The organism is Sharpea porci (genome assembly GCF_009695655.1).
In the GTDB taxonomy this organism is placed as follows: domain Bacteria; phylum Bacillota_I; class Bacilli_A; order Erysipelotrichales; family Coprobacillaceae; genus Sharpea; species Sharpea porci.
Genome location: NZ_VUNM01000003.1, coordinates 1 through 26,427, shown reverse-complemented (window position 1 = coordinate 26,427; position 26,427 = coordinate 1). Strand labels below are relative to the sequence as shown.

Genomic DNA, 26,427 nt, shown 5'->3' with positions numbered 1-26,427 from the left:
TACTATACTAAGTGTCAGGAGAAAACTCCTGATGTTCATAAATTTTCCCTTTTAAATATTTCGACAACAATGAGAAGCCTTTTTCCTCCCAAGAAAGACTTCTTTTTGTTTTAGTTTGGAATAATGACTTTTAAGATCTTTGCCAATCCATCATTCTCAATAGTATCGGTTGTAATATCTGCAGCAGCCATAACATCAGCTGAAGCATTACCCATGGCAATGGAGTGTTTGACATAGTTAAACATTTCAATATCATTTTCACCATCACCAAAGCCATAACTCTGCTTTTTAGGAATCTGGTAATAATTCAAGACTCTTTCTATTGCTAAGGCTTTAGAGATTGTTGGTGAATAGAATTCAAAACAATGATCACTGCCATGTTCATCATTCTTGATCATATAACCGAAATCATGTTCAAGATGATGTTCTAGAAGATCATAATCTTGATGTTTGACATTAGCTTCTACTTTAATTGTACGATGTAAGACTTCATCACGATCAAAGTCTTGTGAAAACATCTTCTCCATGCCTAATTCCTTAAAGAAGTCATAGAGCTCATGGAAGGCGGGATCGATATAGATATGGTGTGCTGTCTCCAACATGTAGTCAGAGCCAAGCTTTTCCAACATATCACATGTTGCTTTCGCTAATTCATAATCCATCTTGTTTTCATAAATTACTTTGTCTTCCACTTCAATGACTCCACCATTGTAAAGAATATAGCCATCCATTGGTAAACTCAGTAGATCTTCATTCAACATTGCTTTTGGTCGACCTGTCGCAATAAAGAGCTTATGGCCTAGACTCTTTATTCGCTGAAGTTCACTTTTTACAGATTCAGGTACATTCATTATACCTTTATTAGGATCGATGAGTGTCCCATCGATATCAAAAAATAATGCTTTCATAAATTATTCTCACTTTCATCACCATCATACAAAAAAACTTACTAAAAATCAAAAATGGTTGTTTGATGATCAATATAACTGATCTGTTTGGCATCACGAATCATATCAGTAGGTTTTACATGACCAATAAGAAGTGGTGAAGATGGATCATGGAGCTTCATATTCTTTTCTACAAGCTTATTATCATAATTCGCATAACAATACCGACATTCATGAAAACATGTATTATAAGCCCCAATATCATTGCCTAGAAGACACTGACATCCAGTTCTTGCCATCATATCACTCTTAGGAATGTTGAAATGGAGATTGGTTGCTGCTTCAAGCTTATCCTTTGTAGCACAACCTGAAGTATCAATGTTGTACTTATTCAAGAAGGCATCATTTTCCAGACATGTTCTTAGCTTGATGGCATATCTTGAGGCTATTGCACTGAAACTCTGGGCGAGAACTTCCTTCTCTTCTCGTGTCACTTCCCTGACTTCAGGGAAGTTTTTTTCTGTTTTCTTATAGAGATCAATATAGGAAAAGATACATGCATCAACATAACCACTTAACTTCTTACACATTTCTTCAAAGATATGGATATGATAGTGTAGGGTATATTTATCGTTGATAAAAATAGGATCATAACGCCATATTACATTCTCTTTGCCAAGTTTTTTTGATAAGGATTTTGTGGCATCAATAATTCTATTCTTATTAGGTACATGAGGTTCTATTTCTGTGCCATAGGGTGTAATGGTGACCATAAAGTACATACGATAGCTTCTTTTAAGTTCATCAATATAAGGTAATAATGGTGTTGGATTCTTTGTACAAAACTGTATCAAGTCAACCACATCCGGTGAAAGCCGATAACGCAATACAAGATCTTCATTATAAGGATTACGACTTAAAACATAGCCCTCATGAATACGATTCATAAACCATTGACTATAAAATGCCGGTATATCTGTTCGATTGCCTGTATTTAGAATCATTCACAATACCTCCTTTGTCTTTCATTATAGGAATTCTTTCTTCCCCCTACAATAAAAAACAACTACATATGTAGCTTTTAAACATTATCCACTAAAGGGCATTCTGGTTTCAGAATGCCCGCTTTGTTTTATATTAATTTAATTAATAGAACCATGATATACATGGTGGTGCCAAGAATTGTCTATGTCCATTTCATATAAATCTTACATAATCTTAAATAGTATGTCGAAAATATTCTTACTTATAAAGAACCCCATGCCAAGTTCAATAACATGATAAAAGAGAATAATATATGATGAAATATTTATATGTTTTGATGAATTTGTTTGAATTTGAAACTTGTCATACAAGGGAGGTAAGTATGACAATGAATATAAGATTTGCAGTTTATTGACACCCCCCCTGCAAATCATGGCTCTTATGAAAAGTTATCGTTTTAATCTTCTGTATCGTCTTCAATTTCCTTGATGATACGAGCAGGTACACCGCCCACAACACAATTATCAGGTACATCTTTCGTCACAACTGCACCAGCTGCAACAACGACATTATTTCCAATCGTTACACCAGGAAGGATTGTCGCATTCCCACCAATCCATACATCATTTCCGATGATGACTGGCTTCATAATGCCCAAATGATTTCTTCTTCCTTTTGGTGAAAGAGGATGGTTGACTGTTGTTATGAGTGTTCCTGGATCAATCATGACATCATTGCCAATCTGAACAGGACCAATATCTAAGATTGTCACATTGTAATTAGCAAGGAAGTTATGACCAACTTTGATATTCTTACCATTATCACATTGAAATCCCGGGCATGTGTAGGGTGCATCCCCACAAGATCCAAATAACGCTCTTAGACAATTTTCAATTGCTGGTGAATCTTGAGGATCAATCGCATGCAATTCCTGCGTTTTCTTCATTGCATTCTCTTTTCTCAAATTGACCTCTTCATCCCAAAATGAATAAGGTAGACCCGCATCGAGTTTCTCACATTCAGTCATATCTTCAATATTCTTCATATCTCATCTCTCCTCTCTTATATCTAGCTACACTGCTTAATGCCTTCTTCAAGTAATTTCAATTGTAGTAATGTCTGTTCTGGGGTAACAAGCTGAGGCTTGTGGTTTCTTATTGTCTCAAAGATGGCATCATACATACGGCTATAGTCACCCGTTACTGTTGGCACCTTCTCTTCGACATATTCCTGATGTTCATTGTAGTAAGTGATCGTGCCATAATGTTCCTCACGGTCCATGCCAAAGTCTGGATGTTCAGGAGTTGGCATATAAAAACGTTTCAGGTCTGCTTCCTGACAGTCCTCTGTGACTTTCACAAACATTCCCTTTGTACCATAGACGGTAAATCGAGAACGAGGCTTAATGCGCATATAGGATGAAGCAATTGTCACCTTGAGGGCATTGTCATAATAGAAATCAATATCGAAATAATCATTCATTCTGCCTTTGCCCATAATCTGCTTAACTTCCATATGATAATCATTGGGCTTGCCAAAATAGCTTAGTGCCTGATCAAGCGTATGACAGGCATGGCCATATAAGAAGCTAAGATAGCTATCGAAATGATCAGTCGCATCAACAACATCCTTGCGATAATAATCATAATGCATCTCTACTTCATAGATATCACCTAGCTTACCTGATTCAATGACTTTTTGTGTCGTTAGAAAGTCTGAGTCAAAACGTCGATTCTGGATGCACATAGCCATCAATCCCTTCTGACTAGCAAGATCAAAGATCTCTTTAGCTTCTTCACTTGTGTTTGCGAAAGGCTTTTCGACAAGCACATGCTTGCCATGTTCTAGTGCCATTAAGGCATATTCATAGTGCATGACTGGCGTTGAAACAACGATGAGTTCAATTTCCTCATCATTGAGCATGCTTTCTAAGTCATCGGTATAATTGACATTGGGAATTCTTTCCCATTTGATATGATTAAGATTTCTTGCCCAGATTGTCTTGATTGTGAATTTGTCATTACGTCTAAGAATAAATGGTGCCTGATAACGGTGTGTTGATTTACCTGCACCAATGAATCCTACATTAATCCTTGTCTGCATCAAATACAATACCTGCCTTTCTTCTTGCCTCTGTCATAACTTGACTTGCCATTAATGAAAGCTTCAACATTGCGTCTGCTTTTACATGATCGTTATCTTCAATCATTCTCTTCATTTCCTTAAATTCATAGTACATTGCATGTGTTTGCGAAGTAAATGTTTTATGTTCTTCATGTTGATTTTGGGAAACCTGATAATCCCTCAATCTACTGACGGGTGTTGTGATAACAACATGTCCCTGGTTAGCCTGAAGGGTGTTCATGAGTGGTGCACGACAATCTTTTGCCCCTATAAGGACGGCTTTGAAGTTATCATAATCGAGGATTAATACACCGGATGTATCAATGCCTCTTTCAATATTAGGATAATAGTTGACTTCTTTTGGCTGGCCAAATAAATCTAGGACAAAATGAATATTATAGACATTAAGATCATAGAGCGCACCACCAGATTTATGATAATCAAATGCTGGGAGTATTTGCCCCTGCTTGAATGCGTCATAGCGTGAAGAATATTGAGAATAGTTCAATGAGATGATTTTCATTTTGCCAAGCTGCATAACATCTTTCTTAAGCTGTAGCATGGCTGGCATATAATGCACAGTCATCGCTTCAAAGAGAAAGCATTGCTTGTTTTTAGCAAGATCCACAAGTTCTTGTGCTTCTTTACTGTTGGAAGTAAAGGGCTTTTCAACAATGACATTCTTGTCTGCTTCAAGTGCTTTCTTCGCAAAGGCATAGTGTAGATGATTAGGTAAAGCCACATAAATCGTATCCACATCACTCTTTAAGAGTTCATCACAATTAACATAAACATCATCTAAGCCATAACTTTCAACCATCTCCTGCGCTTCTTTTTGTGTTTGTTCTGTTGCCAACAAGACAACTTTATCAAAAGCAAGTTCATGGATAGTTGATAATAAGTCTTTAACAATCATACCTGTTCCTAAAATACCGAGTTTCATTTATCCATTCCTCCTAACGCCTCTAAAATCAACTTATGATCATCTTGATGATCAAGACCTGAAACAATCAAGCAGCCTCGATACACATTTTCAATCAATAAAGGATATCCCCCACCACAGATTGCATAGTCTTCTTGTAGAAGCTCTGGATAGTACTGTTGGTGGTTATAAACATAGAGTGATGACTGATGTGTATGTTCAACTGTTCTTTGTTTCTTGTTCAACCATTCGTCACCCTTCTTGCCCTCCATCATATACTGGAAAATAATATCGCCATCTTTGACCACTCTGATTCTTACAGGTTTGAGTTGTCTTTGTTTGACAATATTTAGAACTTCTTCACCAAAATGCCAGGCATCTTCATTCGTAAATTTTGCGAAATTCTTATACATCTCTCTCACCTCGCTAACACCCTAACATAGAAAAAAATACCCTTCTACAAAATCGGTGATTCTGAAAAGAAAGTACAATATTCACGACTTTAAAGTTTGAATATTTGTACTTTTCTTTCAAAAAATGGTTTAATAAATTAGGTGATAATATGAGTATATTACATAAGATCAAGACAACCTCTTTCTCAAACAGTGAACAGGAGATTGCCAATTACATTCTAGAACATCAAGAGGAGATTGCGACATTATCCATCAATGATCTTGCCAAGGCAACCTATTCATCCAATGCCTCAATCATACGTTTTTGTAAGCGTATTGGTATTGATGGCTACAAAGACTTTCGTTTAACTTTTGTCCAGGAGCTTGAAAAAGCCCGCCATCAACAAAGCTATGTTGATTTCAACTATCCCATTGATTCCACTGAGTCGGCACAAACAATTGCCCACAAGATGGCCAATCTTACTCAAGCAACCATCGATCATTGTTATCAGGAGCTGGACAGACACGCCCTTGAGCGCATGACAGCCTTGCTTGATGAGGCGCATCTGATCTACTTCTATTCAATTGGCGACTCGGAAATAAGGGGACAGAGCTTTGCGAATAAGATGATTAAGCTTGGTAAACATATGCTTGATGTGAATTATTTATCCGACCCATTGCCTTACGCAAAATATGCTTCAAAAGATGACTGTGCTCTGTTTATTAGTTATTCAGGTGAGGGGTTTAAAGAATATTTGTCGATTCTTAAAAAGAAAAATACAAAGATTCTTGCCATCACTGCCCATCGTAATTCAAAGCTTATGGACTATGCAGATGAGTACATTCTTATTGAAGATTTAGAAAGAAGCTCTGATTCCATTGGAACCTTCTACTCACAAATAGCTTTTGACTACATCCTCAATACACTTTATGCGATGATTTACTCTAAGCATTATGCTAAAAATCATCATAATAAGAATACAATCCTGACTGCTCCCACGGGCAAGCCCGTGGGGTTCTGATTGCCAAGTGTAGCTTGTAATCGTACATCATTCTCAGACTTTGGAGTTACAAGTGTAAATCTATTTGAATCAGAACTTTCATTACCAAGCAGCCCAACGACCACATTAGCGGTAAATTTCTGCTTTTCAGCAAGGAAGTACAGTCAATCTCCCTTATTATTAAGTTATTAAGCTATTTTAATCCCGCTGTTTAATACTTTAATTTTATGAGCCTTAATCCATGTGATTAGAGCTTTTTCTTTCTTGTAGCAATCATCAAATTCTGTAATGCATTTATTTTTATCTATATCTTGCGTCTTATAATTGTAACAATAGAGCAGGAATGATGAATACCAATCCCTTTGTACCTCAGTACCATCCTGTAGCTTATACAATCGGTCAGATAGTTTCTTTTTGATATAGTCATCAACCGTATGGTCGTACTGTGAGGCTCTATAATTGTTTGGTACTTCTATATATGTGCCGCCTGTTACTTTGAATTTCTTTTCCACCGTTGTTTGGAATCCAGATGGACATCGGTTCTTTATGGATTTGCCAAACCGCTTTTTCTTGTTGAACTTGCCTTTATCGTTTTTAGCGGTTTCTTTAGCTCGTTTCATGAGTTTGCTTGCATTTTTAGGCTCTGTGACGAATGTATCTCCAAGACTTCGCAGGTGATTAGCGTCTTCATTGATTGCAAGTTGCCTGTTTACAGCATTGATACGGCATAATTCAGAATGTTTTGCTTTTAACTTCTTGTAATGGTTTGAATGCTTCCAAGTCTTGCGACCTTTCTTAACAGTGCCATCATCATTATAATTTTGAGGATTAGCTGCTCGTCTCGACCTGTCCATAGCACGATAGAGCAGTCGCTCTTTTCTTTCGGAAGTCCGAATACTATTACCACGCTCTGATAGATTCTTCAGACCGACTTCCGTATCAGATGTGTAAGCAACCGTCTGTGTTCCAATATCGGCACCTATCATCCCTTTGCCATACTCGTGACGAGGATTGCCATGCTTATCATATTTGGGCTTTGCTCTGCCCTCGATAGTAAGATGGAGATACACTCTGTATTTACCTCTTATCATTTTTGGAACAAGCGTAACGTAGCAAGGTCTGTATGTATCTATGCAGCAAGCATCTTCTATGAGAGTGTTGACCGCCTTGTTATCCGTAATCTCAGGTTCAGCAAGATATGATAGAACCGAATTTACTTCATCCTGTTGGAATCTGTCATTTATCTGTATCCCAAAGACGGTCTTACCAAGCTTGAATTGCAGTTTGCCATTTTTAACAGACATTGGAATGCCACGATTTATCTGTTTTGCTCTGATACAAGGCAGTTCTCCATATTTTGAAAAATGAATAATTTTGCCATTATCGTATAAACATTTTTCGATACCGCGCCATACATCTTCGGCTTTAGTCAAGGCAAATACAGCATCTATTCCATATTTCTTGCCTATCGGAATCATGGACTTTCTGCAATAATCCCATGTTACATCATAAGATTTCTGCATCTCATTGAGTTGATTGGCAAGCATCTTACGTTTATCCTTGCCTTCTGTATTACCATATAAAGATAGCAGTTTGCGATATCTTTTTGTACGCAGAAGCTGGTCATAATTCTTTCTCATAATACCTACAAGTTCATTGCCTGCTTTACGAATTTTATCAGAAAGAGCCACGACTTTTAGCACATCGGAATAAGGCATATCGGTCTCAGCAACTAAAATATGCCTGCCAGATAGTTTATGATATTGTTTCAGAATCTTATTGTACTCTTCATCAATCATGATCTTTCTGTTCCTCAATGTACTTAATTACCGTAGCTTCGCTTATGTGACCTACTGTCGATACAAAATATCCTCTTGACCATAAAACGCCGCATCTTGCATAGAACTGTTTTAATTGCGGAAATGTCTTAAATAATTCAATAGCGCTGATGCTTTTAAGGGTTCTTACGACATCGCACGGAGCGACAGTCTGTGGGACATCTATAAAAATATGTATATGGTCGGGCATTACTTCAAGTGACTTAATATGATAGCTATAATCATCGCAGATTTTATGTAGTATCTGTTTAAGTGTATCTTCTACATTACCCTTTAATACTGAAAACCTGAATTTCGGGCACCAGATAATATGATACTGTATCAGATACTTGCAATGCGAAGCGCTATGATATTGTTCTTCGCTCATTGCCTTTTTCTCCTAACTGATATTTTTCCTGAATACCTCTACGCATCAAGTCAAGGAATGTGATAGTTTCACCTTCCTCAACAGAATAGATACGCGCAAGGTTTTCAAGCTCTGTTTTCCATTCGGAAGGAATGGAAATATTGATTTGTACATTATCGCTCTTAGGTCTTGCCATTAGAATCCTCCTGTAATATCCTTAATCCTATATCTCTTAATTCTCTTGCTCTTATAATTGCTTTGCAATCTTCAATGGTTGGATTTACTATTTTGCTCCAAATTCCATAATTCTGACGAGGTTGAACGTATGCAGCATCTTCTTCAGTAAGTAAGCAGTCCCATTCTCCCAGCACCCAGCCATGTTTAACCATTCCTTTTTCTAATTGCCTTGGTCTTGGATGTTCCTTTTTGCATTTATTGCAAGGACACCACAAATGCTTGCAATGTGTTAATTCGTAGTATGTATATTTATCTATTCGCTTTTTGATTACTTGCTCAAAACCACAATATTCACATTTTAAAGTAAACATATACTTCCTTTCTGTGTTTATATTATACATAGATTATATACCTGTTCTATGTGTTTAGCAAGTCAAAGAAAAGCGGCTTTCATCCCACACGCAAGCATGTGGTTTTTTCGCCACAAATTTATAACCCACAATTCTTAAAGCACCTTGAAGCAAGGTGTTTTTTTACGCAAAAAAGCAGGATTTACATCCTGCTCAACATTAAGCTAAATCTTCACCATTAGAAGCAATAACCTTCTTATACCAGTTATAAGAATCTTTTGGCTTTCTTGAGAAATCACCCGTACCATCATCATGACGATCAACATAGATAAAGCCATAACGTTTACGATATTCTCCTGTACCAGCTGATACTAAGTCAATTGGTCCCCATGTTGTATAACCAATAAGAGGAATGCCATCTTCATCAATAGCTGCTTTCATTGCTTCAATATGAGGTCTGAAATAATCAATACGATATGGATCATGAATTGCGCCATCTTCACTTACTTCATCAAATGCCCCAAAGCCATTTTCCACAACCATCAATGGTATATCTGGATAACGGTCATGCAAGTTATTTAATGACCATCTTAAGCCATCAGGATCAATCTGCCAGCCCCAGTCACTTGCCTTTAAATATGGATTCTTAGCAGTATGAGAAAGATTTCCACCAATCTTTTCTACATTTGGATCAACAGTGACTGCTGAAGAAGCATAATAAGAGAATGTATACATGTCAACAGTACCTTCTTTTAAGACTTTCTTGTCTTCTTCAGTAATATAGGAAAGATCAATACCTTCTCTTTCTAGGAACTTTATGGCATAGTCTGGATAAGCTCCTCTAACCTGGACATCACCACAGAAATCATTTTTATAATGCATAGCTTCTTGAGCTAATAGGATATCTTTTGGATTGGCTGTAAGTGGATATGTTGCTGAATAAGCAATCATGTTTCCAATCTTGAATTCAGGATTGATTTTGTGTCCTAGAATAACAGCTTTGGCTGAAGCAACAAATTCATTATGTAAAGCTTCATAGCTATGTTGTTTATTGACTTTGAGTTCATTGACTCGACATGGTTTTGTACGTGCCAAGTCCTCATCTTCAACTAAGCCTGTTCCATAGAGATTACCCATCTGTAAGTCATGTGTGACAATATTGATTTCATTGAATGTTAACCAGTATTTGACTTTGTCTTTATATCTCGTAAAGACTGTTTCAACATAGTGTAAGAAAATATCAATCGATTCACGATCTAAGAAACCATGATGATTCTTCACAAGTTCCCATGGTATTTCATAATGACAAAGAGTCACTAATGGTTCTATACCATACTGATGACAAGCATCAAATACATCATCATAATACTTCAAGCCAGCCTCATTAGGTTCTTCATCCAAAGTAGCCTTTGGGAAGATACGTGCCCAGTTTAATGACAATCTGAAGACTTTAAAGCCCATACCTGCTAAGAGCTTGATATCTTCTTTGTAGTGATGGTAAAAGTCTACAGCTTCATGAGAAGGGTAGAAGACGCCTTCTTGAATTTGTGGACAGAATGTTCTTGGTGTTGTGACATTGCCCCCTAAAAGCATATCTGGCACATTTAAGCCTTTACCATCTTCTAAGTAAGCTCCTTCACACTGGTTGGCAGCAACAGCGCCACCCCATAAAAAGTTTTTAGGAAATCCCATATTATGCCTCCTTCAATATCTACACACATTGTAAGGCATTACAGGAGTTTTCAAAGTTAATTTCAATATTTGAAAACTATCCTAACATTTCTTCCCATTCTGCTTCCTTAAAACCAACCAGGACACCTTGATCAGTCACGAAAATAGGTCTTTTGACCATCATCCCATCACTTGCCAAGAGCGCATACTGCTCTTCTTCACTCATATCTTTGAGCTTATCTTTGATATTCTGTGAACGATAAAGCTGTCCTGATGTGTTGAAGAAACGCTTGAGTGGCAAGCCACTTCTTTCTTTAAAGTCCTTCAGTTCTTCAACTGTTGGATTTTCTTCTTTTATAGGTCTTTTTGTATAAGCAATATCATGGGCTATTAGCCACTTTTCGGCTTTCTTGCATGTACTGCATCTTTCAAAACAAATCAACGTATTCATCTTTTACCTCCATAGACCATTGATATCGTCTTAATCCCATCAACAATCTTCATTTCTTCCATTTTCTTAAAGCCAAGATGTTCATAGATAGCCAAAGCATACGGTGATGCATCCACATAAACATATTCACCTTTCATCTTCTTTAAGACATATGTGATTAACTGTCTGCCATAGCCTTTTCCCTGTTTGTCTTTAAGCACATAGAAGAAAGTAATGACATCATCCTGATATCCAACAACCCCGACAATCTTACTTTCTTCATAGAGACCATAGAAGACATGATGATCATTCACATATGCATATTCATCAATCACAGCCCTAAAATAAGCCTGTCCTTCAAGAGAATAATCCTTGGCTATACAGTCCTCAAAGACTTCTAAAACTAAATCATGAACTTCTTGAGTATATTCTATTTCTTTAATCATAGCTTTATTATACTAATCAAATACACTCCTGTCCCCTATTACGCCTTGTTTTAATTAATTGATGAAATGATTCTAAAGAAAAACACATCCCCATCTAGGATGTGTTCTTTAATTAAGCTAAATCTTCACCATTAGAGGCAATGACTTTCTTATACCAATAGAAAGAGTCTTTTCTGCTTCTTGCAAAATCTCCTGTGCCATCATCATGACGATTGACATAGATAAAGCCATAACGTTTATGGAATTCCCCTGTACTTGCGGAAACAACATCGATACAGCCCCATGTTGTATAGCCAATAAGTGGCACTCCCTCATCGATAGCCTTACTCATTTCTTCGATATGTGAACGTAAGTAATCAATACGATAGTTATCATGAATAGAGCCATCATCTTCAACCTTGTCAACAGCACCTAAACCATTTTCTACAACCATGATTGGAATACCAGGATATCTTGAAGCGACTCTCTTTAAGTTGAATCTTAAGCCCTGTGGATCAATCTGCCAGCCCCAGTCTGAAGCCTTTAAATATGGATTCTTAACCCCACCAATGAAGTTACCAGCAGTCTTTTCTAAATCTTTTTCAATTGTGATACAGTTACTCATATAGTATGAGAATGTATACACATCTACAGTACCTTCTTTAAGTAAAGCCTTGTCTTCTTCTGTAATATAAGATGTATCAATGCCCTGTCTTTCTAAAATTCTTAAACCTATTGGATTATAATGTCCTAAGACTTGTACATCTCCACAGAAGTCATTAAAGATAATATCCATTTCCTGTGTCGCAAGTTCATCCTGTGGATTTGGTGTTAAAGCATACCAAGGAATATTAATAAGCATACAGCCAATCATGAAATCAGGATTAATCTTATGTCCTTCAATAACCGTCTTAGCGCTAGCAAGAAGCTCGTTGTGTAAAGCTTCATATCTCTTTTGTGGCTGATCTTTTAGTTTTGATGTTGGAATAGGCTCTGTTGTTTCTAAGTCTTCTTTCGCAACTAAGCCAACACCCATATAGCCACCAAATGGCTGACTAGCCCCATTAATTTCATTAAATGTCAGCCAGTACTTAACGAGATCCTTATATCTTTCCATAACTGTTGTGGCATAACGAACATAAAGATCAATTGTCTTTCTTGAATAGAAACCTTCATAGTTCTTCACAATATTCCATGGAATCTCATAATGGCATAATGTCACTAATGGCTCAATGCCATACTTCTTACATTCTGTAAACATATCTTCATAGAATTTTAAGCCAGCTTCATTAGGTTCTTGGTCATCACCATTTGGGAAAATACGTGACCAGTTAATAGAAGTTCTGAATGTTTTAAAGCCCATTTCTGCAAATAAGGCAATATCTTCCTTATAATGATGATAGAAATCTATTGCTTGATGTGATGGATAGAACTTACCTTCAATAATCGATGGGAAGAAAGTACGTGGTGTATGAACATCTCCACCAAGAAGCATGTCAGCCGCACTTAAGCCTTTACCATCTTCTAAGTACGCTCCTTCACATTGGTTGGCAGCTACTGCACCGCCCCATAAAAATCCTTTAGGAAAACTCATGAATATCTCCTCCTTCATACAACACTATTTTATGTAATCATTTTCCTTTCAACAACTTACTTGCAGAATTTGAAAATCATTTTAAAAAAAATGGTGCTATGTCTACACATAGCACCAACGACCTTATAATACCTGTTTGCCACCATATTTTCTTACTTTTAAAACATGACAGCTTCCTTCACCAAAGAGCTTTTCTATTTCTTCTTTATATGTTGAAACAAAGTCATCTTCCACAAATGCCTGCATTGTACCTGCAAAGCCTCCGCCATGAACTCTGCAAACACCCTTATCACCTAAAATAGCTTCTGAATGTACTAGAGCTAAGGCAACAGACTGATGAATAGGATCACTTGCCGCAAAGACATTCTGTAAGGCTTTATAAGAAGAATCACCTGATTCTTTAATATACTTCTTAAAACTATCAAAGTCGTTGTTGTTTAAGGCATTGACAAGCTTTGGAACACGTTCATTTTCTTTAAAGAAATGATAAGCACGAAGAACAGCACGATCATTATCAAGAGCTTCTCTTACATCAGCTAAATGACTAATGAAGTCATTGAAATCCACATCACGTAAGTATTCCTTGCCAAAATACTGTGCGACGGCATGCATTTCTTCAGGAATAGCTGCATATTCATGGGTAAGCTTGGCATGTGAGCCTTTGGCATCAACGATACATAATGAATGATGGAATGAAGCAAAATCCACATCAACTGGTGTAACAACAGGCTGCGATGGATCTTTGAAGTCAATCGCAATAAGACCACCTACAGCACATGCACACTGGTCCATCAAACCACATGGTTTTTCAAAGTAAACATTTTCGGCATACTGACCAACCTTCGCAATTGTGACCATATCAATCTTCATATCATTATAAAGACCATCTAGAATAACCCCAATCATGTCTTCAAAAGCAGCTGATGAGCTCATACCAGAACCTTGTAGAACATCAGAAGTCAAATAAGCATTGAAGCCACCTACCTGATAACCTAGATCTTTCAACTTAGCACTCACACCTCTAATAAGTGCTTCAGAAGTACCTGCTTCATCATCTTTCTTTTCTAAATTATTGACGTTGATTGCTTTGATATCATAGTCATCAGAGAGAATTTTAATTGTATCTTCATTTTTAGCGGCGATACCAATCATATCCAAATTAAGTGCAGCCGCAAGGACACGACCATGCTGGTGATCTGTATGGTTACCACCAACCTCACTTCTTCCTGATGTTGTAAAGATATGAACGTCTTGATCTCCATAAAGTTCAATAAATTTGTCCAATGCTTGGATATAGCGTTGATATTGTTTTTCTAAGAGATGTTCATCAACATAGAGTTCTTTTAATTCTTCATCAAGCTGATGGTTAAGGATATAGTTTTTTATTTCTGTTGCTTTCATGATCTTACTTTGAAGCAATATGATGTTGTTTCATCATAGGCTTCTCCCTTTCTTAATATTGTTTTTGAGTTTCTTTCTTTATGAATGCTATCGGGCATATATTGTGTTTCGATAGCCAATGCATCACGGGCATTCATCGGTTGGCCATTCTTGCCTAGGCGTCCATCAAGATAGTTAGCACTATAGAGCTGTGCCTGTGGTAATGTTGTTGAGACTGTGAGTTCAATACCTGTTAATGGTGAATAGAGTTTTACTTGGGCTTCGTTGGCATTGAAGATGAAAGGATGATCATAGCCATGGCCAATTGTAAGCTGTTCATCCTCTCGATGAATCTGTGAACCAATGGTTTTCTCTTCTTTAAAATCAAATGGTGTATGATCAACATCTCTGAGTGCTCCAGTGACAAGTCCATCTTCATCGCTGCAGGCAAAATACTGTGCTTGTACTTGTAAGGTGTGATTATCAATGGATGATGGGTATCCATTAAGATTAAAATAAGAGTGGTTCGTGATATTGATCAGGGTATCCTGGTCACTTGTGGCATGATAGTTGATGACAAGGGCATCTTCTTTTAGTTCATATGTGGCATAAAGGTCAAGATTTCCTGGGAAATGTTCTTCTCCATCAGGAGAGAAATAATGCAGAATAAGCTGATCATTCTTAATTTCATCATCAAAGATACAATAGGAGAACCCTTTTACACCACCATGTAAGCAGTTAGGACCATTGTTGATGGCAAGCTGATAAGTCTTGTCATTAAGCGTGAATGTTCCCTTGGCGATACGGTTGGCTACACGGCCTACGAGTGCCCCAAGATAGCCATCATAATGAGCATAGTCCTCTAAATGATCATAGCCTAATACAACATCCTGTTTCTTCCCATTCTTGTCAACAACGACAATACTTAAGATAGTACCACCATAATTACTCACATCAACACTGAGCTTTTCATTTTTTAAGCGAAAAATCTTTTTACCGTCTTCATAGCTTTTTACGACTTCAATCATATGTCTCCTCCAAACTTTCAACAAAGCGCATAAAGTGCTCGATACCATTTTCATCCATCTTAAATACGCCAGCATTCTCTAAGACAGCCGTAAACTTTTTCGCAACTTCTTCTTCAATAACATCATCAATATTTTCTTCATTGATATCAAGTGTTTCAAGATACTTATACCAATCACGATGTTTGTCTAAGTCTTCAAATTCATCAAACTGATGTTGTTGAAGTAAGCAGCTCTTGATTTCATTTAATTCTTCTTTCAATCGAGCAGGAAGAATCGCAAGCCCCATAACTTCTATAAGACCAATATTTTCTTTCTTGATATGGTGATGTTCCTGATGTGGATGGAAGATTCCTAAAGGATATTCTTCTGTAGTACGGTTATTACGTAGAACTAAATCTAACTGATACAGTTTTCCCTGTCTTCTTGCGATTGGTGTAATGGTATTATGTGGTGCATCCGTATAGGCCAAAATACCAACTTCCTCATCACTATAATTACGCCATTTAAGTAAAATCTTATCAGCTAGTTCCACAATCTTTTCTTTTGAAGAAGATGTCAGGCGTAATGTTGATAATGGCCAGTACATCATATCCACCTGCACACCATCAAACGTATAACTTTTAATCACCTTAGCATCCTCCATTGGGAAGTGGTAACGACCACCCTGATAATGATCATGTGTCAATATTGATCCACCTACAATAGGTAAGTCAGCATTTGATCCAAGCATATAATGAGGGAAAATTGTCACAAAGTCTAAAAGGTGCATGAAGGTATGATGATCAATCTTCATTGGGACATGATTCTTATTGAGGATGATGCAATGTTCATTGTAGTAAACATATGGTGAATACTGCATATAGTATGTATCCCCACTTAAATCAAGTTCAATAAGTCTCAGTGTCTGACGCGCAGGATGATTTAATGTACCTGCAAAACCTACATTCTCCTTACAAAGAAGACATTTTGGATAGCTTGACTTCTTAATGAGCTTAGCAGCTGCAATAGCTTTTGGGTCTTTTTCTGGTTTTGATAGATTAATGGTAATGTCTATATGTCCATATTGATTGTTGCGTGTGAATTTAATATTACGATCAACCCTATTTTTACGAATATAGTTAGATTTTATTGCAAGATCATAAAAATAGTTTGTCGCATCAACAGGATTTTGTTGGTAAAGAGTGTCAAATGTATGCTGGACAGTAGAAGGACGAGGCATGATGGCATTCATGATTCTTGTATCAAAGAGATCTTTTTGCGTAATGCTATCTTCAATTAGATGTTGACTAATAGCATAATCTAACATGTGATCTAAGATGTTATATAGGCTATCAGCATCAACGTCTTCCTCATGAAATTCATTTAAGTGAAATATATCCAATAGTAAATTTACTGAATAATTTACTTCATTTTCTTCGATTAAGTGATTTTCAAGGGCATATTTAATGATTTGATTGATATATTTGTTCATTTCTAATAGAACCTCCAACAATTACAGTATAATTATTTACTAAATTAATGTCAATATGTTTAGTAAATATAAAGAATAACATTATAGTATAATTTTACTAAATATAAGCTTTTCATTTTCCTAAAATCTTGTATAATACTAGTAGTGAGGTGGCTTATGGCAACTTTAAAAGATGTCGCAAATAAGGCAGGTGTATCAACTGCCACAGTATCAAGATTACTTAATAATGACCCTGCACTTATTTTGCCCGACGAAACAAAAAATAAAATTTATACTGCTGTAAAAGAATTAGGTTATGTGAAAAGAAAGAAAGCTAAACAAGCTGATATAACAATCGGAATCTTACAGTGGTATTCTCTTGAACAGGAATCTCATGATCCCTTCTATCTCATGATCAGAACAGGTGTTGAGCGTTATTGTACTGCTCATAACATTAATATGATTCGAATCTTTAAGACTGATGGTGATTATCTTTCTAAGCTTAATCGTGTTGATGGGATTGTATGTATTGGAAAATTCTCTTATGCCGAGATGGAAACATTGCATACAATGAATCCGAAGATTGTCTTTATTGATATGAATATTGACTTAATTGCCTATAATACTATTAACTTAGATTTCTTCCATGCGATTAAAGAAGTAGTCAATTACTTATATGTCCTCAACAACAAGAAAGTTGGTTTCTTAGGGGGAATAGAGAAATTAAGTGATGGGTCAATCTATCCAGATCAACGCCTAGATTATTTCAAGCACTTTTGTAAAGTGAGAGGTTTGGAATGCGCAGATTATATTAAGCAAGGGGATTTTAGCCGTGAATCCGGTTATTCAATGATGATTGAAATGATTTGTGATCATCAATTACCTGATGCCATTTTCTGTGCCAGTGATCCTATTGCGATTGGTGCTATGCGCGCTCTTAAAGAGAACCATATTCGTGTTCCTGAAGATATTTCTGTGGTTGGTTTTGATGATATTGATGATGCATCTTATACCAATCCACCCCTTACATCAGTCCATGCCCCTTCTAAAGAAATGGGCGAAACTGGTGCCAATCTCGTTCATTATTTAGTCATCAACAATATCACTTTCCCAAGAAGAATTACACTTCCATGTACATTGTTGGAAAGAGAATCTTGTATAAAACGCCAAAAGAAATAGCTTCGAACACGCTCGAAGCTATTTTTCTATAAGATGTTTTTCTAAGGCATTGGCTAGTGCTTCATTAAGTGGAAGTGGTTTGCCATAGTAATAACCTTGAATATAATCACAACCCAACTCCGTTAATAATTGCACCTGTTCTTCTGTTTCACAGCCTTCTACTAAACTCTTTTCATCTATTTTCCTAATCAGATCAATAAGGGATTGTAGGATTTCTTTGGATTTATTGGTATTAGATGAAAGAAATTCCATATCAATTTTAATCAAATCAAAATCAAAGTCCTTTAAAAGATTCAACGTTGAATAACCTGAACCAAAATCATCCATCCAGACATCAAAGCCTGCATCATGAAAACGTTGTATTTCAAAAAGCATTTTTTCTTTGTCTTTAAAGAAAATACTCTCTGTAAATTCAATATGGAAGTAATCATGAGGGACTTGGTATTGTTTTGTTTCCTCAATCAGATAGTGACACATATCTGCCATCTGCAAGTCAAGTAAAGAGAGATTAAAGGAAACTGGTACAACAGGGAATAACGAAGTGCTTATTTCCTGATATCTTCGACATAATTCATGAATCACATAACAATTCAGCTTGGTAATCTTGTGGTTCTTTTCAAGTATTGGTATATATCTTGAAGGATTTAAGAAGCCAAGCTCTTTACTTTGCCAGCGTGTTAAGACTTCAAAGCCTATGAGCTTCTTGGTTTTTGTATTGACAAGAGGCTGATAATAGAGTTTGATTTCTTTTTCTTTGATGGCTTCTTCAATATGATCCGTGATATATTTTTCTGTCAGGATATCCTGTTGGAGCTTTTGGTCATAGAAACGGAATTCTGTATCCTGGTCATCATGAATGCTGTCAACGGCCATCTTTGCGCGATCGCACATTTGGGCAACCGTTAATGTGTCACCGCTCGTAATGAGATAGATGCCACACTTAAAGTTAGCTTTAGAAAGACCACTGAATTGATTCATTGCTTCATTGACCTTCTTGATTTTCATGATAATGTCTTGTGTTGTTGTAAGTAAACAAAAACGGTCATTGGTAAAACGGGCTAAGAGGTCCTGAGGGAAGATTTCTTGAATGACGAATGCTGCATGCTTCAACAGTAAGTCCCCGGCCGCAAAGCCATTTTCGATATTGTAGAGTTTCATTTGATAGACATCAAAATAAGCAACACAACCATTTGTCATTGTTGTAATACGACTTGGTGCTTCTTTTTCGAAGTAATATTGATTAGGGAGTAGGGTTAAACTATCAAAGTAATCTGGATCATATTCTTTGGCTCTTAAGATATAGGCCTTCTTTCCTTTCCATGAAGTCATTGTTGAACGGATGACAATTTTTGATTGATTATTAATATCAATAATGGATAAACCATTTTCTATAATTTCATGGAAGCTAAGAGGACAGTTTAGGTAATAGTCGCCAAAAGAGATGCCGTTCGTAAGTGGTACATGGACCTGCAATAAATGTTTAAATCCCTTATTACAAATCACAACTTCTTCCCCATCAGCCACAACAATACTGAGAGCATCATTACTATTATTAATGATGGCGGCTGTTGCTTTTTCATTTTCATGGATTTTGCCATAGACATGCATGAAATAATAGATTAAAAATAGAATGAGTGCGACAATCAGAGCTTCAAATCCATATTCAAGTGTATTCATCCAGCCTCCTTTCCATGACGCCTTCATCACCCATGTTGTGTTTGCGAGCGGGATGGTTGTTGAGACAGGATTTTGTAATTGTTTTTTTGAGGAGGCTAAAATGACATGATGGTTGGATGTAAGTGTATAATCATACATTTGATTTTCATGTTTTACAATTTCCAACATTTCTGGAAAGCGTAATTCAAAGCAGACAAATCCCCAAAAGACTTTTTCATTGTATGTATTATAATAATAAAGAGGATTATAGATGACACAGATATTTTCTATTGGGCCAAAAAGCATAGCTTGAGCGCTCTTGCGCATATCTTCTTGTTGTGAAGAAGTGAGTTGTATAGGTTCCTTTAAATGTGTGTTTTGAGTTTGGTAAACGGTATGATATTGTTGTTCATGTAAGAGGTTGATGCGTAGGACGGCAGGTTTATGATAGCTTTTTTCAAAAAATTTTTGATTGAACTGGCCATTCTGATCAATAAATAAATCAGCCCATTCACTACTTTCTTCAATATAATCATTCACAGCATCTTTGATTTTATATTGAGCAATCGTATCAATATGATAACGCACATTAGCTTTACGAGACGCAATAATGCCTTGATTCCAAAAAAAGACAGCCACAATCATAATCACTGCAATAAATATCATGACAATATCTTTTTTAAGCTGATTACGTGCGCGTTTCATTGCCTTCAAGCCTCCTTCATCATAACAACATCATAGCACTAATAGAAAAAACACAAAATGCATTCAAGAAAAAAACCACATTAACTTGTGGTTTAATCGTTAAAAACATATGTATCTAAGCGCTTAAATGCTTCTTGAATACGGCTAAGAGGTAAAGCGAGATTCATTCTAATGCCATAAGGATCACCAAACATCTTACCATCCTGCCAAGCTACACCAACATCCCAGCCTTTCTTCTCAAGTTCTTCTAAAGACATATGATGCTTTTCTAGATATTCCTGACAATCCAAAAACAACATATAAGTCCCTTCGGGCATAGAAACATCAATTCCTTCATAATGATCTTGAATATGTTGATAGGCATATTGAACATTGGCAGTGAGTACTTGTCTTAATTCATCAAGCCATTCATACCCCTCTTTCTTGTAGGCACCAATGAGTGCATGCATACTTAGTACATTCATATCATTATAATTACTAGTGGCACTTTCTCGAAGCAAGCGTTCTCTCAGCCAAGTGTCATAGACAATATGATAGGAACCAACAAGACCTGCCAGATTAAATGTTTTACTTGGGGCATAGAAAGCGATAGTATGAGATTTCGCATAGGCATTCACTTGTTGTGTTGGGATATGTTTATGCCCTTCTAGAATAAGATCTGACCATATCTCATCAGAAATAATATAGACATTATGTTTTTCATAGATTGCCATAATCTTTTCTAATTCTTCACGCTCCCAGACACGTCCAGCTGGATTATAGGGTGAACAAATAATAGCTGTATGAATATGGTTCTCCACAATCTTTCTTTCCATATCTTCATAATCCATACGCCAAATATTTTTTTCATCTTTTATCAATTTTGAAGCAATAAGATGATAGCCATTCTTTTTGGCGAGAGCATTTGTGAAACCAATATAAGTAGGAGCATTGACAAGAATATTATCGCCCTTAGAACAAAGAACATTTGCAGCAGAGACAACTCCCCCAAGCACACCATTTTCATAGCCAATATATTCTGCCTTTAAATCTGTTACCCCATTACGGTTCTTATGCCAGTCAATAATAGACTTATAATATTTTTTTGTCGGTCTAAAATAGCCAAAGGCAGGATGTTTTGCACGCTCAATGATGGCTTCTGTAATAGTTGGAACGGTCGGAAAGTTCATATCTGCCACCCACATTGGAATAATATCAAAGCCTTCTTTTGGGCGATCAGGGGTGAAGCCTGGATTTAACCCTAGCCCGTCAACTGCAAGCGCATCTTTATTGTGACGATCCATAATCGTCGTAAAATCATATTTCATATGTATTCCTCCAGTAATTATATTTTAACACAAATGACTTTTTTCTCCTTGAAATACTATATATTATTGTAGAATCTTAAAAAATATTCTATCATGCATGGAAAAGGGGAATATTATGAAAACTAAACAATTATTCAAAGAACTTATGATGCTTTCTTTCGCTACACTCATTATTAGTGCCGCTGTCTTTTTCTTCCTAGTTCCAAGTCATGCCGCTGTTTCATCTGTTTCTGGATTAGCGATTGTCATTCGACAATTTGTTCATCTGCCCATATCTGTTATTACGATGATTCTGAATATCTCATTATTAATTATTGGCTTTTTCACCGTGGGTAAGGAGTTTGGCTATAAGACTGTCTATACATCCATTCTTCTTCCCCTCTTTATTGGGATGTTTGAAATGCTTTTCCCACACTTTACATCCTTTACTCATGATGCCTTGTTGGATGTAGTTTGCTATATATTTGTGGTGAGTATTGGCTTAGCTATTCTCTTTAATATGAATGCTTCATCTGGTGGTATTGATATTATTGCTAAGATAATGAATGTTTATTTTCATGTTGAGCTAGGTAAAGCTGTATCCATTGCTGGCCTGCTGATTTCTTTTTCAAGCCTGTTAGCCTATGATTCCAAGACGGTCATTTTGTCATTACTTGGATCTTATCTCAATGGTATCGTCCTTGATCATTTTATCTTTGATCAGAATATGAAGAAAAGGGTCTGTATCGTATCACCAAAGATAGAGGAAATACGCGACTTCATTCTTAATGAATTACATTCTGGTGCTTCAATCTACAAATGTATTGGTGCCTATCATGGTGATGTACATGATGAAATTGTCTGTATTACAGATAAGGCAGAATTTAGGAAACTGATGAATTTTGTCCATGAAATTGATGAAGATGCCTTTATCACAGTTTATAAGGTTGCGAATATGCAATATCGTTCAAAAGTATTGGAAGAAAAAGTATTCTAACGAAAAAGATATGGTGACCCATATCTTTTTTAATCCATCTTTTTATAAAAACGCATAAACATTGTTGTTGTAATTGTAGCAGCAAGAATATCAGAGATAGGTTCAGCCAACAATACACTAAATGTTCTTCCTCCATCATATACAAACGATGCAATAGAATGACTCATCGACAAGGCAAATGGTGTTGTACCTATAAGATAAGGTAGAATATAGATCAATGGTATCAGTAAAATAATCTTTCTTGTCAGTGCCATTAATAAGGAGATTTTAGGCTGGTTTAAGGCCATGAAGGATTGTTGGCAGGTAATCTGTGCACCAAATAATCCAGCTCCAATAAGATAAATACGTAATGCCCATGATGTAAAGCGTATTGTCGATGGGGCTTTAGAGAAGATGGCGACAAATGTATTCGCAAAAAGAATCATGATGATTTGAGCAATAAAGCCAAAACCTACACATAAAGCCAAACAAAGCTTAAAGGTATCTTTGACACGCTGATAGTTCTTAGCGCCATAGTTATAGCTCATAATCGGTTGTGCCCCCTGGCATAATCCCTGTAGAGGCAACATGATGAACTGCCATAAGCTTACTAATATCGCCATTGCAGCAACACCAATTGTTCCTGAATAAAGCTTGAGACTATTATTAAATGCCATTTGTAATAAGCTTTCTGTCGCATTCATCGTAAATGGTGATATGCCTAAGGCAATAATCGCAAAAGCTGTTTTATATTTGAGATGAATATACTTTTTTCTTAAATGTAAGATACTTTTTTGACCCAACAAGAATATGATAACCCAAATACAGCTTACAGCTTGAGAAATAATCGTAGCAAGTGCAGCACCGGCAACACCCATATGAAGCTTAAAAATGAAAATAGGATCAAGGATAATATTTAAGACTGCGCCAATTAAGACTGTCATCATGCCCATTTTTGCATTACCTTGTGTATTAATATAAGCATTCATTCCCAGTGTAATCATCACAAAGATTGTCCCTAATGCATAAATAGTAATATAGGATGAACCAAGATCAATCGTTTCTTTGTTTGCCCCAAACATATATAATAAGGGTTTTTGAAAGAAAAGGATAATAGCAGTGAGAATAAGACCACATACGACAAGCATGACAAAGCTATTCATCATTGTCCGTTCTGCTTCTTCTTTATTCCCTTCACCTAATCTAATAGCCGCAATAGGTGCACCACCAATTCCAAAGAGCTGTGTAAAAGCGGTAATAAAGGTAATAATAGGCAAGGTAACGGATAATGCAGCCATAGCCTTCGTACCGTTGGCAAGTTGGCCAATATAAATACGATCAACCATATTATAGGCTACATTGACAAGCTGGGCTATGATTGAAGGAATAGCTAATTCTAATAGAAGTTTGCGAATATTCTTTGTCGCAAGTTGTTCTGTTTGCATCATTATTTGAGATCAGTCCCATTCGTTTCAATAATATGTTTCATCCAGTAGAATGATTTCTTTGGCGTACGTTTAAGTGTACCATGTCCCTTATCATCCATATCAACATAGACAAAGCCATAACGCTTCTTCATTTCCCCTGTTGATAATGAAACTAAATCTATTGGTGCCCACATAGTATAACCAAAACAATCCACTCCATCAATCGTAATAGCATCACGCATAGCTTTAAAGTGATCATTGAGATACTGAATACGATAATCATCTTCTACATAGTCATTTTCATCTGGCTCATCAATAGCTCCCATACCATTTTCAACGACAAAGACTGGCTTTTGAATACGGTCATAGATTTCATTTAAAACATAACGTAATCCTAATGGATCAACTCCCCATCCCCAAGGTGTTTTTTCTAAGTAAGGATTGTCATTTCCACCTACATTAAACCAGGCATCACCAGCCTGTGTTGTATTTGTACGATAATAGGAGAAAGAACAGAAATCAAGCTGTCCATCACGGAGTATTTTTTGATCTTCTTCACTTATTTCAAGTGATGTAAAGCCATGATGTTGCCAGACACTCTTCGCATAGGGATGATAATAGCCACGTAACATCGTATCAATGAAATACCAATTTTCTCTTCTGGCCAGTTGTGACTGAAGCATATCTTCCGGTTTACATGTTCTTGGATAGAGGCCACTCATGGCATACATGGCTCCAAACTTGTTATGAGGATTGTATTTGTGGCCAAGAATCACTGTTTTAGCTGAAGCTATAAACATATGATGATCAGCTAAATAACGTGTGTAACCATCACTTTCCCTTGTCCCACAAGGACCAAAGCCTCTTACGGCATTAATTTCATTAAAGGTCAGCCAATAGTGACAATAAGAACCAAATTCTTTAAATAATGTTTCCGCATATTTCACATAGGCATCAATAAGATGACGATCAGCCCAACCATTATATTTAAGTGCCAAATGCATAGGCATTTCATCATGACATATCGTAACCATAGGTTCAATATGATATTTTTTAAGTTCTTCAAAGACATTACGATAGAAAGCTATACCTTCTATATTAGGTTCTTCTTCATCCCCCAATGGATATATCCTGCTCCAACAAATAGAAAAACGATAGATATTAAAGCCCATTTCCGCCATAAGTTTAATATCTTCTTTGTAATGATGATAGAAATCAACAGCTTGATGTGATGGATAATATTCATTATCTAAGAATACTGGTTTGGCATCTTGAGGAATGGGGTCAGCATAAAAGAAACTAGAACGATAGTTCTTAACTGATCCATCTGATAATTGCATTGTATGGTGACGAGGATGTTCTAAGGAACCATCTGTCTCATAATCATGGGACAGTAGTCCACGACCACCTTCATTAAAGCCACCTTCATATTGGAAATCAGCAGTAGCACCACCCCAATAAAACCCCTTTGGAAATCCACTCATATTATTACCTCCATTCTTAACTTTATTATATCCTTTATCGTAATTTGATATCGATATTTTCATGAAAAGAAATTTGGTATATTAAATAATCGTGGGGTCGAGATCTCCCTTTAAATAATTGTGGGGTCATAAGAACCTGATATGTGTGAAATCATTTTCAGTTTGATTGTTTTAGAGAAAATCAGCATGTATTCATTAAGTATATTGCTAAAGTGAATTGCTATTTATTCAGCCTGAGATCAAAATTTATGAATAATCAAAAATACTGCCTATTTAATGTAATTTGAGGTCTTATTCTATTGATCAATGTATTAAATGATATTCATTCATAAAGGGTTATATTATTGTACTCATCAAATAAATGAAATATTACATCATGAATGGAAAGCAAAAATAACTTGAACGACTTTCAAAATAATATAAGTATTGAAGCTAGAAAACTGTGGAATCATATGCATCAGGTGCATACTGACCCCACAGTTTTTTATAGCGAATTTAAATTTTATCAGCTTCGACCCCACGATTTCTTATAGCGAAATTCGTCAAACCCCACGATTATTTAAAGCGCCAGAAATTTAAGCAAAAGAAAAAGGACCTTCCGGTCCTTTGCCTACCTGGCAGAGCGCTATTGTCGCACTTGCGCACTATCGTCGCCGCTGCGGCGCTTAACTTCTGTGTTCGGGATGGGTACAGGTGTGCCCGCCGCGCCATTTCC

The 26,427-nt window shown here is 36.4% G+C and carries 24 protein-coding genes and 1 rRNA gene; 3 read left to right on the top strand and 22 right to left on the bottom strand.

The window, feature by feature from the left end:
• Window positions 1–110 precede the first annotated feature (110 nt).
• The 6 genes from FYJ79_RS02650 to FYJ79_RS02625 all read right to left on the bottom strand — a co-directional run bounded on the left by FYJ79_RS02650 (window position 111) and on the right by FYJ79_RS02625 (window position 5,330).
• Window positions 111–908 (bottom strand): HAD family hydrolase, encoded by a 798-nt coding sequence (locus FYJ79_RS02650; RefSeq protein WP_154514418.1) that lies wholly within the window; start codon window positions 906–908, stop codon window positions 111–113.
• A gap of 41 nt (window positions 909–949) precedes the next feature.
• Window positions 950–1,891, bottom strand: a complete 942-nt coding sequence (locus tag FYJ79_RS02645) for a DUF1848 domain-containing protein (protein WP_154514417.1) — start codon at window positions 1,889–1,891, stop codon at window positions 950–952.
• 437 nt (window positions 1,892–2,328) lie between these two features.
• Window positions 2,329–2,916, bottom strand: a complete 588-nt coding sequence (locus FYJ79_RS12740; RefSeq protein WP_326803141.1) for a sugar O-acetyltransferase — start codon at window positions 2,914–2,916, stop codon at window positions 2,329–2,331.
• A gap of 23 nt (window positions 2,917–2,939) precedes the next feature.
• On the bottom strand, window positions 2,940–3,974 hold the full coding sequence (locus tag FYJ79_RS02635; protein ID WP_154514416.1) for a Gfo/Idh/MocA family oxidoreductase: 1,035 nt from the start codon (window positions 3,972–3,974) through the stop codon (window positions 2,940–2,942).
• On the bottom strand, window positions 3,958–4,938 hold the full coding sequence (locus FYJ79_RS02630) for a Gfo/Idh/MocA family protein (protein WP_154514415.1): 981 nt from the start codon (window positions 4,936–4,938) through the stop codon (window positions 3,958–3,960). Before FYJ79_RS02630 ends, FYJ79_RS02635 begins: the two co-directional genes overlap by 17 nt.
• Complete coding sequence (locus FYJ79_RS02625; RefSeq protein ID WP_154514414.1) at window positions 4,935–5,330, bottom strand: heme-binding protein; 396 nt, start codon at window positions 5,328–5,330, stop codon at window positions 4,935–4,937. The genes FYJ79_RS02630 and FYJ79_RS02625 overlap by 4 nt, the downstream gene beginning before the upstream one ends.
• Before the next feature lie 149 nt (window positions 5,331–5,479).
• Between FYJ79_RS02625 and FYJ79_RS02620 the strand changes: the two genes are divergently transcribed.
• Window positions 5,480–6,331: a MurR/RpiR family transcriptional regulator gene (locus tag FYJ79_RS02620; RefSeq protein WP_154514413.1), complete on the top strand. Its 852-nt coding sequence runs from the start codon at window positions 5,480–5,482 to the stop codon at window positions 6,329–6,331.
• A 167-nt stretch (window positions 6,332–6,498) separates the two neighbouring features.
• Here the strand turns inward: FYJ79_RS02620 and FYJ79_RS02615 are convergent, their stop codons facing one another.
• From FYJ79_RS02615 to FYJ79_RS02565, 11 genes are all read right to left on the bottom strand, one after another.
• On the bottom strand, window positions 6,499–8,109 hold the full coding sequence (locus tag FYJ79_RS02615; protein ID WP_154514412.1) for a hypothetical protein: 1,611 nt from the start codon (window positions 8,107–8,109) through the stop codon (window positions 6,499–6,501).
• Window positions 8,102–8,515 (bottom strand): IS200/IS605 family transposase, encoded by a 414-nt coding sequence (gene tnpA, locus FYJ79_RS02610; RefSeq protein WP_154514411.1) that lies wholly within the window; start codon window positions 8,513–8,515, stop codon window positions 8,102–8,104. Before tnpA ends, FYJ79_RS02615 begins: the two co-directional genes overlap by 8 nt.
• A complete protein-coding gene (locus FYJ79_RS02605; RefSeq protein WP_154514410.1) occupies window positions 8,493–8,690 on the bottom strand; it encodes a hypothetical protein in 198 nt (65 codons plus the stop codon). The genes tnpA and FYJ79_RS02605 overlap by 23 nt, the downstream gene beginning before the upstream one ends.
• On the bottom strand, window positions 8,677–9,042 hold the full coding sequence (locus FYJ79_RS02600) for a hypothetical protein (protein ID WP_154514409.1): 366 nt from the start codon (window positions 9,040–9,042) through the stop codon (window positions 8,677–8,679). The genes FYJ79_RS02605 and FYJ79_RS02600 overlap by 14 nt, the downstream gene beginning before the upstream one ends.
• Window positions 9,043–9,240: 198 nt before the next feature.
• Window positions 9,241–10,713, bottom strand: coding sequence for a family 1 glycosylhydrolase (locus FYJ79_RS02595; RefSeq protein ID WP_154514408.1), 1,473 nt, complete (start codon window positions 10,711–10,713; stop codon window positions 9,241–9,243).
• Between the two features lie 76 nt (window positions 10,714–10,789).
• Window positions 10,790–11,143, bottom strand: coding sequence for an arsenate reductase family protein (locus FYJ79_RS02590; protein WP_154514407.1), 354 nt, complete (start codon window positions 11,141–11,143; stop codon window positions 10,790–10,792).
• Complete coding sequence (locus FYJ79_RS02585; protein ID WP_154514406.1) at window positions 11,140–11,568, bottom strand: GNAT family N-acetyltransferase; 429 nt, start codon at window positions 11,566–11,568, stop codon at window positions 11,140–11,142. Before FYJ79_RS02585 ends, FYJ79_RS02590 begins: the two co-directional genes overlap by 4 nt.
• A 112-nt stretch (window positions 11,569–11,680) precedes the next feature.
• Window positions 11,681–13,141: a glycoside hydrolase family 1 protein gene (locus tag FYJ79_RS02580; protein ID WP_154514405.1), complete on the bottom strand. Its 1,461-nt coding sequence runs from the start codon at window positions 13,139–13,141 to the stop codon at window positions 11,681–11,683.
• 123 nt (window positions 13,142–13,264) lie between these two features.
• Window positions 13,265–14,542, bottom strand: a complete 1,278-nt coding sequence (locus tag FYJ79_RS02575; protein ID WP_154514404.1) for a galactokinase — start codon at window positions 14,540–14,542, stop codon at window positions 13,265–13,267.
• On the bottom strand, window positions 14,539–15,549 hold the full coding sequence (locus FYJ79_RS02570) for an aldose epimerase family protein (protein WP_154514403.1): 1,011 nt from the start codon (window positions 15,547–15,549) through the stop codon (window positions 14,539–14,541). Before FYJ79_RS02570 ends, FYJ79_RS02575 begins: the two co-directional genes overlap by 4 nt.
• Window positions 15,542–17,020 carry a UDP-glucose--hexose-1-phosphate uridylyltransferase gene (locus FYJ79_RS02565; protein ID WP_154514402.1) on the bottom strand — a complete coding sequence of 493 codons (1,479 nt, stop codon included), beginning with the start codon at window positions 17,018–17,020 and terminating at the stop codon, window positions 15,542–15,544. The genes FYJ79_RS02570 and FYJ79_RS02565 overlap by 8 nt, the downstream gene beginning before the upstream one ends.
• A 156-nt stretch (window positions 17,021–17,176) precedes the next feature.
• On the opposite strand from FYJ79_RS02565, the gene FYJ79_RS02560 reads away from it, so the two are divergent.
• A complete protein-coding gene (locus tag FYJ79_RS02560) occupies window positions 17,177–18,178 on the top strand; it encodes a LacI family DNA-binding transcriptional regulator (RefSeq protein ID WP_154514401.1) in 1,002 nt (333 codons plus the stop codon).
• An 18-nt stretch (window positions 18,179–18,196) separates the two neighbouring features.
• On the opposite strand, the gene FYJ79_RS02555 is transcribed toward FYJ79_RS02560, so the two are convergent.
• Window positions 18,197–20,539, bottom strand: coding sequence for an EAL domain-containing protein (locus FYJ79_RS02555; protein ID WP_154514400.1), 2,343 nt, complete (start codon window positions 20,537–20,539; stop codon window positions 18,197–18,199).
• Between the two features lie 92 nt (window positions 20,540–20,631).
• Window positions 20,632–21,846 carry a MalY/PatB family protein gene (locus tag FYJ79_RS02550; RefSeq protein WP_154514399.1) on the bottom strand — a complete coding sequence of 405 codons (1,215 nt, stop codon included), beginning with the start codon at window positions 21,844–21,846 and terminating at the stop codon, window positions 20,632–20,634.
• 115 nt (window positions 21,847–21,961) lie between these two features.
• On the opposite strand from FYJ79_RS02550, the gene FYJ79_RS02545 reads away from it, so the two are divergent.
• A complete protein-coding gene (locus tag FYJ79_RS02545) occupies window positions 21,962–22,822 on the top strand; it encodes a YitT family protein (protein ID WP_229771293.1) in 861 nt (286 codons plus the stop codon).
• 29 nt (window positions 22,823–22,851) lie between these two features.
• Here FYJ79_RS02545 and FYJ79_RS02540 read toward each other — a convergent pair whose 3' ends face one another.
• The 3 genes from FYJ79_RS02540 to rrf form a co-directional block, all read right to left on the bottom strand.
• Complete coding sequence (locus FYJ79_RS02540) at window positions 22,852–24,249, bottom strand: MATE family efflux transporter (RefSeq protein ID WP_229771292.1); 1,398 nt, start codon at window positions 24,247–24,249, stop codon at window positions 22,852–22,854.
• Window positions 24,249–25,712, bottom strand: coding sequence for a family 1 glycosylhydrolase (locus FYJ79_RS02535; RefSeq protein WP_154514397.1), 1,464 nt, complete (start codon window positions 25,710–25,712; stop codon window positions 24,249–24,251). The genes FYJ79_RS02540 and FYJ79_RS02535 overlap by 1 nt, the downstream gene beginning before the upstream one ends.
• Window positions 25,713–26,324: 612 nt before the next feature.
• Window positions 26,325–26,427: ribosomal RNA gene (gene rrf / locus FYJ79_RS02530) — 5S ribosomal RNA — on the bottom strand; the annotation flags it as partial.